We start from the raw sequence: 13,611 nt of genomic DNA, 5'->3' as shown, positions 1-13,611 counted from the left end.
ACGCAGGGCCTGTCCGCAACCCGACAGAACGCCGGATTGGCGCCAAGGGGCCTTACTACGGCGCCGGTTTCAACTAGGCTGGAAGCAGACAGCGTGGCCCGCTTCATAGGCCGGGCTGTAGTTACCCCTAGCGTTCCAACGAACAGGAGCATTCCCATGGCAATCATTGATGCCATTCACGCCCGCGAAATCCTGGATTCCCGCGGTAACCCGACCGTTGAGGTAGAGGTTCTGCTGGATGATGACACGTTTGGCCGCGCCGCGGTTCCCTCCGGCGCCTCGACCGGCGCCTTCGAAGCCAACGAGCGCCGCGACGGCGAGAAGACCCGTTACCAGGGCAAGGGTGTCCTGCAGGCTGTGGAAGCCGTTGTCGAGCAGATTCAGCCGGCACTGCTGGGCTTTGACGCTGCCGATCAGCGCGCCATCGATCAGGCCATGATTGACCTGGACGGCACCGAGAACAAGTCCGGCCTGGGCGCCAACGCTATGCTCGGCGTCTCCCTGGCCGTGGCCCGCGCCGCAGCAGAATCCGCAGCCCTGCCGCTGTACCGCTACCTCGGCGGCCCCAACGCGCACATCCTGCCCGTGCCGCTGATGAACATCCTGAACGGCGGCTCGCACGCGGATTCCGACGTCGACATCCAGGAATTCATGATTGTTCCCCTGGGTGCACAGACCTACTCCGAGGGGCTGCGGTGGGGCGTTGAGGTTTACCACAACCTCAAGTCCGTCCTGAAGGAAAAGAACCTGTCCACCGGACTGGGCGACGAGGGCGGCTTCGCTCCGAACCTGCCGTCCAACCGTGCAGCACTGGACCTGATCCTCGAGGCCATCACCCGCGCCGGCTACACCCCGGGCACGGACATCGCCCTGGCTCTGGACGTTGCCTCCTCTGAGTTCTTCAAGGACGGCGCCTACGTCTTCGAAGGCCAGAACCGCACCGCTGAAGAAATGTCCGCGTACTACGAGGAACTGGTCCGCGACTACCCGCTGGTTTCCATTGAGGATCCGCTGGATGAGAATGACTGGGACGGCTGGGCAGCCCTGACCGCCCGTCTGGGTGACAAGGTGCAGCTGGTGGGCGACGATCTCTTCGTCACCAACCCCACCCGCCTGGAGACCGGCATCAAGATGAACGCCGCCAACTCCCTGCTGGTCAAGGTCAACCAGATCGGCACCCTTTCCGAGACCTTGGACGCCATCACCATGGCCCAGCGTGCCGGTTACACCACCATCACCTCGCACCGCTCCGGCGAAACCGAGGACACCACCATTGCTGACATCTGCGTTGCCACCAACGCGGGCCAGATCAAGACCGGTGCCCCCGCCCGCTCCGAGCGCGTTGCCAAGTACAACCAGCTGCTGCGCATCGAAGAAGAGCTCGACGACGCCGCACGCTACGCCGGACGCAGCGCGTTCCCGCGTTTCACGGCAGAGTAAGCCTGCTGCTGGTGGGTACCCTCTTTATAGAGGGTGCCCGCCAGTCGTGTTTAAGCCCTTTGACGATTTGTTCCACTGCCCGTGCCGAGACCGCCGTCTTTGCCGGGCGCCAAGCCAGTTCCGTTGCACCAAGGAGTTCCATGCCCACCCGACGTCCGAAAGTTCCCAAGGCAGGCAGTGCTCCTGACGGTTCCGGCACCGGCGGGGACACCGCCGGCCGCAGCGCGGCCCGGTCCGTTCGGCGAAAGGCCGCCGGCGCGGATCCGGATGTCATCAGCGCCACCAAGCCGGTGGGCCCCGCCTCAGACCAGGGACCCCGTGCAGAAGCGGCCCCCGCAGCTAAGACGTCCGCAGCTAAAACACCTGCGGCACCTTCAGCTAAGACGTCAGCACCCAAGGCGGCAGGCTCCCGGGCCAAGGCCGCCGGGACATCAGCCGGTAAGCCAGCGGGCGTTGAAACCTCTGACACCCCCGACCCTTCTGACACTCCGGACACTTCGGCGCGGAGCAGGGCAGCTGCTGCAGCAGGCCGGCTGCGGCAGCGTTCCCGGATCCTCTCCGAAGGTTCCTCGGTGGCTTCCGCTTCCTCCGCGGACGAATCCTCTGACCATCTGCGTCCTGTGCCGGCGAAGGCCTTCTCCGGCAGGCTGCTGGTCCTGGCCATGGTGATGATCGTGGTGATCGTTCTCCTGACACCGTCAGTGAACACTTATCTGCACCAGCGGTCGGACATCACGGCCCTGCAGACGGAGATTGCCGAGCAGAAAGAGAAGTCCGCCACCCTGGAGTCCCAGCTTCAGCGCTGGGAGGACCCCAACTACATCAAGCAGCAGGCGCGGGAACGGATTTTCCTGGTGATGCCGGGTGAGACGCGCTATCTCGTCAAGGGCGAGGACGGCGTGGAAACCGTGGAGCAGGAGGCCCAGGAAGAAGAGACGGACCTGAAGTGGGTGGACTCGCTGTGGGACTCCGTCAAGCGGTCCGCCAACGCACCATAGCCGGGCAGCCGCAGCACCGGAATCCCGGGGCTGCGGCTCCGATGCCCTTCTGCGCACAGTAATCTTAGAAGCGCAGACATTATTCACCCGGGGCTTGTCCAGGCCCCCAGGAAGGAACCTCCGGCATGACCCAGGAGCAGCTCACCCCCACCTCCGAAGATTTGGAGACACTGAGCCGTCAGCTCGGCAGGCCGGCACGCGACGTCGTGGAAATCGGCGCCCGCTGCGTGTGCGGCAATCCGCTGGTTGCCACCACGGCTCCGCGCCTGAGCAACGGCATTCCGTTCCCCACCACCTACTATCTGGCGCACCCCGTCATCACCGCTGCTGTCTCGCGGCTGGAAGCTGCCGGCGTCATGAATGAAATGACCGAGCGGCTGGAACAGGATCCCGAGCTGGCGGACCGCTACCGGGCCGCCCATGAGGCGTACCTGCAGGTGCGCGACGAAATCGGCGCCCGCACCGGCGTCGGCCCCGTTCCCGAGATCGACGGCGTTTCAGCCGGGGGCATGCCCACCCGCGTGAAGTGCCTGCATGTGCTGGTGGGCCACTCGCTGGCCGCCGGCCCCGGCGTGAACCCGCTGGGTGATGAAGCTTTGGAGCGCATTGCGCCGTGGTGGACCCGTGAGCGCTGCTATTGTGAGGGCGCGTGGGACACCACGGGTGCAGCGCCGAGCCGCGACCTGAGCCGGCACACCAAAACCCAGGGCCTTTCCACAGAGGAACTGGACGCCAAGCGTGCTGCCCGCCGCGAGGCCGTCCAGGCCGCCGACGCCGAACAGCAGGGGATGCCGTGAATAATTCAGCCAGCGCACCGATCCAGCCGGCCGCAGACAGTGCGGATGACGAAGTCTCCCGCCCCACTGTCCGCGTAGCCGCCGTTGACTGCGGGACCAATTCGATCCGCCTGCTGATCGCGGACGTCACGCAGGACGACGGCGTGCCCCGGCTGACCGACGTCGTGCGCCTGATGCGGGTGAACCGACTCGGACAGGGCGTGGACGCTACCGGACGCCTGGCTCCCGAGGCGCTGGAGCGCACCTTCGAGGCGGCTGACGAATACGCCGCCCTGATCCGTGAACACGGTGCCGAGCGCGTTCGCTTTGTTGCCACCTCCGCCAGCCGGGACGCCGACAACCGCGAGGAATTCGTGGCCGGAATCCGCGAGCGGCTGGGCGTGGAGCCCGAGGTCATCACGGGAGACGAAGAGGCAGCCCTGTCCTTCGCCGGGGCAACCAGCGTCCTGGGCGGCAGCAACGGCTCCAAGACCCTGGTTGTTGACCTGGGCGGCGGCAGCACAGAGTTTGTGCTGGGTACCTCGGACGGAGTTCTGGCGGCCAAGAGCACCAACATGGGCTGCGTCCGCTTCACCGAGCGCCACCTCACCTCCAATCCGCCCACGGACGCGGAAATCGCTGTTGCCCGCGGGGAGATCCTGGACATCATTGCCCAGGTCCTGTCCACCGTTCCCCTGGCCGAGGCCGACCGCCTGGTGGGCGTCGCCGGTACCATCACCACGGTCACTGCGCATGCCCTGCGCCTGCCGGAGTACTCCGCCGAGGCGATCCACGGCACCGAACTGGACGAGGCCCGGATAGACCAGGCCGCGGGCGAACTGCTGCACATGGACCGGACTGCACGGGCAGAACTGCCCTACATGCATCCGGGCCGGGTGGATGTCATTGGCGCCGGTGCCCTGATCTGGCAGACCATCGTGGACCGCATCTCGGAGCTGACCGACGGCAAGGTTGCTTCTGCGGTGACCAGCGAGCATGACATATTGGACGGCATCGCCCTGAGCGCGGCCCGGTGACCCGTGCGTCGGCGGCTCTAAGGCCGGGACACCGGACGGCCGGGGGAGCGCTCCTCACAGCGGCGCTCCTGGTGCTGGCCTTCCTCTCGGCCAGTCCGGCTGCCGCCGACCAATGGCGGGACAAGCAGTACTGGCTGGCTGATTATGGTTTCGACGAAGCCTGGGCCGTCAGTCAGGGCGAGGGCGTGAAGGTGGCGGTCATCGACACCGGAATCGATCCAACCCATCCCGACCTCGCAGGTGCGGTCACCGGCGGAACAGATGTTTCCGGCGTCGGCGATGCCGCCGGAGGCAGGGGACTCGGAAGCAACCCCTCGCACGGGACGCTCGTGGCCACCCTGCTCGCAGGGCGCGGACACGCCCCGGCCGCCCCGCCGTCGCCCGCCGAAACCGGCAAAACACCCGCCGGGACCGGCAAGGCCACGGACAACGCTCCGAAAGATCCGGCGCCGTCACCCGCCGCGGAGAAGCCTCGGTCCGACGGCATCATCGGAGTGGCGCCCAAGGCCGAACTGCTGGCGGTCTCCGCCTGGATCGGCCCGGACAATCCGGCCGGAATTCCGATTGAAGACCAGATCCCGGTGGCCATTCGGTGGGCCGTGGACAACGGCGCCCAAGTCATCAACATGTCCCTGGGCAGCACCTCTCCGTCCTGGCCGCAAAGCTGGGATGAGGCCTTCCTATACGCAGAGGAACAGGACGTGGTGGTGGTGGCTGCCGCCGGAAACCGCGGCGTGGGCATGGTCCAGGTGGGCGCTCCTGCCACTATTCCCGGCGTCCTCACGGTCGCCGGACTGGACCGGATGGGTGCAGCCAGCCGGAATTCCTCCTCGGAGGGGATCAGCATTGGCGTGGCCGCACCGGCGGAGGACCTCGTGGGCGGACTGCCCGGCGGCCCGGCCCGGTACGCGGACTGGAGCGGAACCTCCGGGGCTGCGCCGCTGGTGGCAGGCACCGCTGCGCTCATCCGATCTGCGTATCCGGACCTCAGCGCCGCGGATGTCATCAACCGGATCACCGCCACTGCCCGCGAAGCCGGCGCCCCGGGCCAGGACACCCTCTACGGATACGGGCTGCTGGACGCCGGTGCAGCTCTGACCGCCGATGTTCCCTCCGTGGCCGCGAATCCGCTGGGCAGCATTGCGGACTGGATCCGCATCCACCGCCGCGACACCGCCCCGGCTCCGGCAGGCGAGGTTCCGGACGCTGCGCAACCTGTGGCGCCGAACCTGCCGGAACCGACGGTACCGGCAGCACTGGCCCCCGGAACCGAGACTGATCTGCTGCCCGGAACCATTGTGATCGGGTTCGGTGCGCTGCTGATATTGGTCACAGCCGCCGGGGCGGCCGCCATTGCCCGGGCACGCCGCCGGGAGCAGGAGAATCCGGCCTTTGACGAGCCAAAAATACTGCCCCCGGAGCAACAGAATCTCTCGTGAAGCTTTTCACAAACTCAGGTACCATGTAGGCATGGCATCTACAACACAGTTTTCAGACCGTCCGCGCGTCCTGGTGGTAGGCGGTGGCTACGTAGGACTCTACGTAGCCAAGAACCTCCAGAATAAGGTCAAGGCTGAGGGTGGCATCGTCACTGTTGTGGACCCGCTGCCTTACATGACGTACCAGCCCTTCCTTCCCGAGGTGGCCGCAGGCACCATCGAGGCCCGCGACGCCGTGGTTTCCCACCGCATGCACCTCAAGGACACGGAACTGATCACCGGCAAGGTGACCTCCATCAACCACGCAGCCCGCACGGCCGTTGTTGAACCGGCTGACGGCAGCGAGCCGTTTGAACTGCCGTACCAGGACGTTGTCCTGGCTGCAGGTTCCATCACCCGCACCTTCCCGATTCCGGGCCTCGCCGAGGCCGGCATCGGCATGAAGACCATCGAAGAAGCCGTGGCCACCCGCAACCACGTGCTCGAGCGCATCGAAACCGCATCCCTGATGCCCGCAGGTCCGGAGCGCGAGCGCGCCCTGACGTTCGTCGTCGTCGGCGGCGGCTTTGCCGGCATCGAAACCCTGACTGAAATCGAGGACATGGCGCGCGACGCCGTCCGCGAGAACAGCCGCCTGAAGCGTGAAGACCTCCGCTTTGTCATGATCGAAGCCATGGGCCGCGTTATGCCCGAGGTCAAGCCGGAGCAGGCCGAATGGGTTGTCTCCAGCATGCGTGCCCGCGGCATCGAGGTCCTGCTGAACACGTCCCTGGCTTCGGCCGAGGACGGCGTCCTGAAGCTGATCAACATGGCGGACAAGTCCCCGGCCGGCGAATTCGGCGCAGACACCCTCATCTGGACTGCGGGCGTGCAGGCCAACCCGATGGTCCGCGCCACCGACTTCCCGGTTGACGAGCGCGGCCGCGTCCGTGCCAACGCCGAACTGCGCATCACCGGCGACGACGGCCCCATCGACGGCGCCTGGGCAGCCGGCGACGTCTCGGCTGTTCCCGATCTCTCCGGCGGCGGAGTCGGCGGGTTCTGCGTTCCCAACGCACAGCACGCCGTCCGCCAGGCCAAGCTGCTCGCCAAGAACCTCCTGGCAGCACGCTACGGCGAAGGCAGCATCGAAGAGTACAACCACAAGAACCTCGGCGCTGTGGCTGGCCTGGGCCAGTACAAGGGCGTTGCCAACATCATGGGCTTCGGCATGAAGGGCTTCCCGGCCTGGCTGGCACACCGCGGCTACCACGGCCTGGCCATGCCGATGTTCGAGCGCAAGTTCCGCGTGATCTCCGGCTGGCTGCTGAACGTGAGCTTCGGCCGCGACCTCACCGGTCTGCGCAACCTGAAGAACCCGCGTTCGGCGTTCGTTTCGGCTGCCACCCCGCCCAAGAAGAAGGAAATGGCCGGCAAGTAGGCCCTTCCTCCCCGGAATAACATGCACGACGGCGGTTCCTCCTTCGGGAGGGGCCGCCGCTGCTGTTTCCGGGTGCATGTTCGCATCCAGTAGGCTTGAGCAGAAGCTTTCGCTTCAGCCCCAGTAGCCCAATGGCAGAGGCAACAGACTTAAAATCTGCGTGTTGTCGGTTCGAGTCCGACCTGGGGTACCGCACATCCCTTACAGGAGTAGGGGAGGGGCATTTCATATGCCCACGAAAACATGCCTCGGACCTCGACGAGTCACCGGAAAGACACCGGTAACTCGAGAATAATTACCAGTCGGTGTCGTAGGGGTCCTGCCAGGCGGACTCTCGGTATTCTCCGGAGCCGGGTGTCGAGCACTCACACGTTCCATGCCTTCCCGCCTCGTCTATCCAGTGCAGGAGGACGTGTGTGCGGATCCAGGCAGCTGCCTTAGCATCTACGCTTCCCCATCCTCCAGTCGCCCGCGGACGTACGGTTCATGCCTGTACGGGGCGCGTGTGACTCTTCCAGCGGGCGCTCTGCCGCCAGCCCCGTGAAACCCTTGCCGCGCTTTCACGGGGTGGAGTCTGTCATAACGCCATATGCAGGCGTGGCTGTTAAAATTGAGTATGGAAACTCCGGCGAATAGCACCGCTCGTAGCTACAAGCTCGTGGTTCCGGAAGCTATCGAGAACGATAGTGCCGCGCTGGAGCAGTTCATCGATCTGCAGTGTGAGCGGGACGGGCTGACTCGCTTACCTGGGCGGATCCGCACAGACTGCTTCTCATCTGATGACGAGAAGCTAGTGTTCGCCGAGTTCTCCGGCAAGCCACTCTGACTTGAACGACAAAGGACGCCCCACCGGTTATGGTGGGGCGCTTCGTCTAATCGTCTGGGATTTTGTGAACTTTGCCCGTGTCTTGGGCATCCGCCAAGACCCTACTGGCCTCCCGGATAAACTCTTCATACTTTTGCTCGGTGATGGTTTCCAACTGGAAGATGCATAGTGCTCCCTGCGCGCAGCATTACGACCACTTGAGGGTTCGCCGTTAACTTGTCCGCCTTCATCGCGTCTCTCGACGCTTAGCTCATGGCGTCTGAATCCATATGAGCCCACGTAGTTTAGACTGCCGGGATGGTAATAGCTTCAGTTTGCCCAGTGCATGGCGCCCAGCAGTCACGTGGATTTAGTGTCACCAATTCTATGAATACGACACTTTCCAACAATCTTGAGTCTTGCCCAATCTCTGGCTGTACGCATCTGATGCGGACCATGGATGGGACATTCAACCTTCGAGGCAGTGCGGTTGATGTAATTAGTGCGCCGCGGTGGTCAGTAAATGCCCTTCTGACTGTTGCGACTCGCTTAGGGGTAGTTGTTCAGCTACTCGGGGACGATAGCGTCAGCGACAGTGCGGCCGTGCAAGCCGCGCTAATCATCGAGCCCGAGATCATGCGGGCGCTCACGTCGCTGCCCAGCGCTGTAGCGGCAAGTGTGGCGGACGCCATGAAGGAGTACACAGATGCCACCCGCCCAGTCGAGGGTAAGCCTGATAGGAAGAAAACTTGGAGGGTCCTAGCTGGGATATGCACCTTCCTGGCACTCTATAGTTCAGTGAGAAGCGGGGCTATTGATGCGGTTAGTGACGTCGCTGCCGTTTCGGAGTGGGCGATTTCAAATGCTCAAGAGTTGCCGGAGTGGTTTCAGCGCGATGTGCTGCCCGCCTTGTATTCGCATGATGAGCCTAGCGAGCCTCACTCGTAGAAACGACAATAGTGCCCCGACCGTCGCAGGGCGGGGCACTATTTGCATGAGGGGCTGCAGGTAAATGCCGCTAAAGCCTCTAGACTCAATCTTGCTGGACCCAGCTTAGGGAGATACATATTCCTGGGCAGTTGCCATTATCGGCGTATTTGCAGCACATACTGCTGGGCGTTTTGCTGGGGAGCATATTTCTCAGCAGCACATGCCACCAGTAACCAAAGAGGCAGAAGACGAATGGTGGTTCTCATCAAGTAGTACATGCTCTCAGAATTAGCTGGCTGTAAGCGTCACCCAAGGCAGCCATGACCCGTCACTGGCACACCCGCGCCTCAGGAATGTATTGGACCCGAAGACATTAAACTCCTGGTAGGCATACCCATGTTGGGTAAGATGCGGCCGGTTCGTGGTTAGGGTTCCTGCCTGTCCATTTGGTCCGGTGGAGCCGGGGTTGGTTAGTCGGGTAATGGTTGTGCCAATATCGAAGGCGGTTACGGGCGCGTTGCCGTTGGGTGTGTTGACTGTAGTGATGTTGCCGTTATCCAGGCGGGTGAAAGCCGACCACGTTGCTACGTCTACTGCCGTGCGGTAATAGACGGACCCAGCCCCGGTATACACAACTTGCCGAGTGTATGCGATGTGGTTCCCAAATCGCTGGGTGTAGACCGTTCCTGAGGAGCCGCCGGGCCATCCATCATTGCCAACCGCACTGAATGTCTGAGGGGTTTCCTGCTGGTCAGGGAAGGAATCAGGGCGGGCAGTGACGCTCACGCCCGCTGGCCCGATACCCACCGGACCTGTGCTGGAAGCGTTGAGTACCCCGCTGCCGGTGACTACAGTCCAGTCTTTGCCTCCCGGCAGGTCGCCAGTGTCTACGATGTTGCCAACAAGGTCCACCGCCTCGCTTGCGGTGACAATGGGTAATTGCACCGTACGGGCGTAGTCGATGACCTGACCGATCTTGTCAAACCCGGTGCCGTTCCAATCCGCGGCGTGCACGAGGAATACCAATAGTTCTCGGTCTGTTATCGCCGCATCAATCTGAGCCTTATGGTTTGCGAGAGTTGAGGTGGGGGTGATCTCGACACGCTTGATCGCGTAGGTGTGGATGGGTTGTTTCGTTCCCGCGTTGCCGCCGAGAGCGTACTTGTACAGCCGACGGGCTTTTGCCCGGCTGGCAGGTGAGGAAGCCGCAAATGGCCATACAAAGCCTTGCGGCACGATGCCCTGAGCGAGAAATGCGGCGTGCGCTTCGTCAATTTCTGCGGTGATGAGCGACGCGTCGGAGGTGTTCAGGTTTTTGTGGGTCTTCGCGTGGCTGGCGATTTCATGGCCCTCATCCATCAGTGTTTTGATATCGGGCCATGAGAGTCGCCCGCTGTTGCCGACGTTGTTTGTCGTTACACCAAAGGTTCCTTTCACCCCGCGGTTGTTGAGCAATGGACGGACGAAATCCCTATCGGCTGCCACCCCATCATCGAAGCTGAATACAGCCAACGGCTGGGGAGGACGAAGCCCCGCAGGGCGCCTTGACACTTCCTCCGCGACGGGTTGGGCCACAGCCTTGATCGCAGCGTTGGTTTTCGCGTCCTCCCGTGAGGCGTATTGGGCTACAGCTTCATCAGCAGGGACGGCGTTGACGCCTGGCAGACCTGGTTCTCCCTTGAAGCTGCCGGCGTTGGCCCTCGCCACGACGCTGTCGACGTCGCTTTTGTACTGGGACAGCAGCGCGACTGCTTGAGCTTCTCCGATTCCAGGTGATGCAGGCACCTTCTGTACCTTGGCGAGGTCGAGAGTGTCTGTCCCGGTCGGCACAGCGAAGCTGAAAGCGGGAACGGAGTCAGCCATCTGGATGCCGTTTACGGATCGGAGCTGTGGCCGTGCGGTCCATGTCCAGTCTCCGCCGTCTTCTCCCAGGGTGTCTGTAGTGAACAGTTCAACGCCGCGTGCTCCGGCTTTGGCCGGGTTGGTGGGATCAGGGGTGCTGGCGTAGCCGCCGGCATCCAGTACGGCGGCGACCGGCTCCGGGATTGCCGTCCGGGGCCCGCCGGCCGCCAGCGGATCCGGAATATAGGACACGGAAGCCTCGAAGATGACCAGGCCCTGTGCCGGCTTGTTCGACGTACCGATTTGGACTCGCCACTCGACCCGGCGAGTGGACAGTCTTGATGTGGCCATGTGCTGCTCCTTAGCCCCCTCGGGCATAAAAAAGGCCCCGAGGGGGCCATGGGAATCGGGTGGTGCAGGGGTCGATCAGAGGCGGTGCTTGCCGCCAGTCGTGTGCACGACGTCGGCAGCCTTGTCGCTGATACCGGTGGGCCTCAAGAGCCCGTAATGGGTGGCGACGGCGACGATGAAAGTGCCGAGTCCGAGGACCAGCGCGAGGCCAAGGTTGTAGATGGTGCCGGCCTGCAGCGCGCCGACCAGTTCCGTGAGCAGCGAAGTCGCCACAGACAGAGCGGCCAGCAAGACTGCTTTCGCGCCGGAACTCGTTGCCCGGGTCGTCACCAGCCCCACCAGGACGGGCAGGCCCACACCGAGGATCAGCTGCAGGACGGGGATGAGTGGAACGTCGAACTCGATCATTCGTCCACCTTCTTGAGCTCGTAGGTGCCGAGGGCTGCCGCGGTGGCTTCCTTCATCGCCTTGTTGAGGGCGTCCTGGTCGATGCCCGTCTGCTTTCGGGTGAGCTCCAGCACAGCCAGCGTCAGCGCATCGACGCTGCCCTTGATCTCGCCAAGGCCGCGGGACAGATTGTTCAGCCCGGAGTCAATCCAGCCGAGGAAGGCGGCGAGGTTGACGGTCTTGCGGCCCGAGGTCGGCGCCTTGCCGTCGAAGCCATACCAAGGCACCTCGTAGTTCATAATGCTGCGGGGCAGGTCCGCGATGTCCTTGTCGTCCGCGATGCGCTGGTCCTGCCGTGCGGGCTTGCCGCCGATGCCGCCCATGATGCGGTCCATGCCCTGATTGAAGCGAGTCTGATTGTCAGCCATGTTGATCTCCTAGAGGTAGAGTCCGGCAACGCCGGGGATGAGAAGGGGGCGTTCGGGGGTGATGTCGCCTACGGTTGCAATGCCTCCGCCGATATAGCCGGCGTAAGTCGTCAGGAACAGGTTCCAATCGAAGTCCTTGCCCGGGTCGTACCGGGTGCTGGGGTTCGTCTCGCCGTGGCCGTAGAAGCCAGCACGGGATCCAGCGATGGCCTCGGCGGGTGTGATCCTGCGGGCGGGCGTGGGGCTGTCCAGCAGGCCGTCACGCACCGCTGTCTGAACGAGTTCAGCGGCAGCAGCGGCCATGTTGATAACCACCTGACGGCGGCGCGTCTCCTCCATTGCCAGCCAGTCATTTGCGGCCACAGCGGCACTCACGCTCATCGCGTGGGCGTTGTTCGTGGTGTCAGCCCATGCCGCCCATGACGGGTGCACCAGCGGTGTGACGCTGTCCGCGTCCACCAGTACGTGGTAGCTCCCGAAGTCGGAGCGCCCGGCAATGAACCGTGCCACGTCCGCGTCGCCCGGGTCGGGACCGTTGAAGCAAGTGTTGTTCTCCGCCGTGTGGATGCCGACCACGCCAGAGACGCGGTTACGGGGCCACCCATACTGACCGGCGTTCGGATTGGGATTGTCCTGCAGGTAATAGCCTGTAGCCATGTGCCCTCCTAAGGGCTCTCTGTTGGAGCTGGCACCGGGGCGGCGGCAGCTTCGATGCGGCAGGGTCCGCCGCTGGTCTGGGTTGTGCCGTCGTCGTAGGTGACTAGCCAGTAAGAGGTGTCTCCGACGCCTTCGCATGTCACGGAGGCGATGCCGCGGCCGTTCGCTCCGGGGGCTCCTGGTGCACCGTCGCTTCCGTTGGCTCCGGGTGGCCCTGCTGCGCCGGGCGGACCGGCGGAACCGGGTGGGCCGGCGTCACCCTTCAGCCCGGCTGCACCAGCCGCCCCCTGCAATCCGTCAAAGCCTGACGTGCCGTTGATCCCATCAGTCCCGTCCGCTCCCGCCGGTCCTACTGGACCGAGGGGGCCAGTAGAACCGGGCTGACCGTCCTTGCCGTCAGCGCCGTTGAGCCCACGCGGCCCCTGAGTACCCTGTATGCCCTGAACGCCCTGCGGTCCCTGTTCCATCCGGGACGGCTCGGAGGCGACCTTCTCCAATTGCTCGCACAGGTCAGCGTCGTAGACAGCTACCTCCCCCGACAGGCACAGGGCGGCTTGCGCCTCCACTGCGATGTCCTTCTTCTGCTGCTGCTCACTTGCCGCTTCCGCCTGCGCGGTGTCGCGGTCTGCGAATGCTTGCCCAAGCATGAAGAATCCGATCAGCCCGCCGATCATCAGAACCCAGAACAGACCCCACTTCACTCGCTTGTCCCATCTGCGGGAGCGGTCGGCTTTCTCGACCATTTCGTCGAGAGTCGCTGGCTGTACATCCTCAGCGGGTAGATTCGGATCGCTCATCTTTCCTCCTTCGGGAGTGGGGTCCAGTGCTCTGGCTTCGGTTTGATGTCATGCTCAAGCAGCTGCTCACGCCAGGAAGTGCCGTCTTGGGTGCGGATATCAACCGCATCCTTCAGGCGCCCGATTTCCTTGTCCTTCTTTGCCAGCTCTTTCTGGAGGTGCGCGATCAAGAGGGCCTCGTTCGCTTGGCGTCGGGTGTCGGCCCGCTTGATGAGGAAGCCGATGCCAGTGCCGGCGGCGACGAAGAGCCCGGTGAGGGCGGTAAGAAATGTGGGGTCCACACGTTTGGTCCTCCCTGCGGGTG

General features: G+C 63.8%; 12 protein-coding genes and 1 tRNA gene. 7 read left to right on the top strand and 6 right to left on the bottom strand.

Annotation, left to right across the window (positions count from 1 at the left end):
• The first annotated feature begins 156 nt into the window (after nt 1-156).
• The 7 genes from eno to ACIQXM_RS02075 all read left to right on the top strand — a co-directional run bounded on the left by eno (nt 157) and on the right by ACIQXM_RS02075 (nt 7,300).
• Nucleotides 157-1,440: a phosphopyruvate hydratase gene (gene eno / locus ACIQXM_RS02105; RefSeq protein WP_400926877.1), complete on the top strand. Its 1,284-nt coding sequence runs from the start codon at nt 157-159 to the stop codon at nt 1,438-1,440.
• A 140-nt stretch (nt 1,441-1,580) separates the two neighbouring features.
• Complete coding sequence (locus tag ACIQXM_RS02100; protein WP_400926874.1) at nt 1,581-2,438, top strand: septum formation initiator family protein; 858 nt, start codon at nt 1,581-1,583, stop codon at nt 2,436-2,438.
• A gap of 125 nt (nt 2,439-2,563) precedes the next feature.
• Nucleotides 2,564-3,235: a DUF501 domain-containing protein gene (locus tag ACIQXM_RS02095; protein WP_400926871.1), complete on the top strand. Its 672-nt coding sequence runs from the start codon at nt 2,564-2,566 to the stop codon at nt 3,233-3,235.
• A gap of 20 nt (nt 3,236-3,255) precedes the next feature.
• Nucleotides 3,256-4,251: an exopolyphosphatase gene (locus tag ACIQXM_RS02090; protein WP_400927723.1), complete on the top strand. Its 996-nt coding sequence runs from the start codon at nt 3,256-3,258 to the stop codon at nt 4,249-4,251.
• Nucleotides 4,248-5,690 carry a S8 family serine peptidase gene (locus ACIQXM_RS02085; RefSeq protein ID WP_400926868.1) on the top strand — a complete coding sequence of 481 codons (1,443 nt, stop codon included), beginning with the start codon at nt 4,248-4,250 and terminating at the stop codon, nt 5,688-5,690. Before ACIQXM_RS02090 ends, ACIQXM_RS02085 begins: the two co-directional genes overlap by 4 nt.
• A gap of 31 nt (nt 5,691-5,721) precedes the next feature.
• Complete coding sequence (locus ACIQXM_RS02080) at nt 5,722-7,110, top strand: NAD(P)/FAD-dependent oxidoreductase (protein WP_400926865.1); 1,389 nt, start codon at nt 5,722-5,724, stop codon at nt 7,108-7,110.
• Nucleotides 7,111-7,227: 117 nt separating this feature from the next.
• Nucleotides 7,228-7,300, top strand: a tRNA-Leu gene (locus tag ACIQXM_RS02075).
• Nucleotides 7,301-9,133: 1,833 nt separating this feature from the next.
• On the opposite strand, the gene ACIQXM_RS02070 is transcribed toward ACIQXM_RS02075, so the two are convergent.
• The 6 genes from ACIQXM_RS02070 to ACIQXM_RS02045 all read right to left on the bottom strand — a co-directional run bounded on the left by ACIQXM_RS02070 (nt 9,134) and on the right by ACIQXM_RS02045 (nt 13,588).
• Nucleotides 9,134-11,038: a polysaccharide deacetylase family protein gene (locus ACIQXM_RS02070; RefSeq protein ID WP_400926862.1), complete on the bottom strand. Its 1,905-nt coding sequence runs from the start codon at nt 11,036-11,038 to the stop codon at nt 9,134-9,136.
• Between the two features lie 75 nt (nt 11,039-11,113).
• A complete protein-coding gene (locus ACIQXM_RS02065) occupies nt 11,114-11,446 on the bottom strand; it encodes a hypothetical protein (protein WP_400926859.1) in 333 nt (110 codons plus the stop codon).
• On the bottom strand, nt 11,443-11,853 hold the full coding sequence (locus tag ACIQXM_RS02060; RefSeq protein WP_400926856.1) for a hypothetical protein: 411 nt from the start codon (nt 11,851-11,853) through the stop codon (nt 11,443-11,445). Before ACIQXM_RS02060 ends, ACIQXM_RS02065 begins: the two co-directional genes overlap by 4 nt.
• 9 nt (nt 11,854-11,862) lie before the next feature.
• Nucleotides 11,863-12,510 (bottom strand): hypothetical protein, encoded by a 648-nt coding sequence (locus tag ACIQXM_RS02055; protein WP_400926853.1) that lies wholly within the window; start codon nt 12,508-12,510, stop codon nt 11,863-11,865.
• Nucleotides 12,511-12,518: 8 nt separating this feature from the next.
• Nucleotides 12,519-13,307, bottom strand: coding sequence for a hypothetical protein (locus ACIQXM_RS02050; RefSeq protein WP_400926850.1), 789 nt, complete (start codon nt 13,305-13,307; stop codon nt 12,519-12,521).
• Nucleotides 13,304-13,588 (bottom strand): hypothetical protein, encoded by a 285-nt coding sequence (locus tag ACIQXM_RS02045; protein ID WP_400926847.1) that lies wholly within the window; start codon nt 13,586-13,588, stop codon nt 13,304-13,306. The genes ACIQXM_RS02050 and ACIQXM_RS02045 overlap by 4 nt, the downstream gene beginning before the upstream one ends.
• Nucleotides 13,589-13,611: the final 23 nt, after the last annotated feature.

The organism is Arthrobacter sp. NPDC097144, assembly GCF_044762205.1.
Lineage (GTDB): Bacteria > Actinomycetota > Actinomycetes > Actinomycetales > Micrococcaceae > Arthrobacter_B.
The sequence above is the reverse complement of the archived record's forward strand: the minus strand, read 5'-3'. Positions and strand labels throughout refer to the sequence as shown.